The sequence below is a fragment of the Microbulbifer okhotskensis genome, assembly GCF_023895975.1.
GTDB classification, from domain to species: Bacteria; Pseudomonadota; Gammaproteobacteria; order Pseudomonadales; family Cellvibrionaceae; genus Microbulbifer; species Microbulbifer okhotskensis.
On record NZ_JALBWM010000550.1, the window covers coordinates 1 to 225 of the forward strand.

Consider the following 225-nt stretch of genomic DNA (forward strand, 5'->3'; position numbering starts at 1 on the left):
GCGGCCCAGATACTGCAAGGCAAGCTCGATAGGATGCTACCCAATGCGATTGGGCCTGCCACGGTATCCACACTCCATGGGGCAATCTATTACATGGCGAGCCTGAGCGTCGACGACACGCGCCCAGAGGAAGGGCTCAGTGCTGTACAGATGGATTTCCCAATCCGGCAGCAAGGTAACCCCTTTGATCTGATGATCGTTGATGAAGCATCGATGGTTGGCGAT

The 225-nt window shown here is 55.6% G+C and carries 1 protein-coding gene; it reads left to right on the forward strand.

All coding sequences use genetic code 11. The features are described 5' to 3' along the window. Positions 1-225: hypothetical protein (locus MO867_RS23250; RefSeq protein ID WP_252473525.1), on the forward strand; the 225-nt coding region annotated here is incomplete at both ends.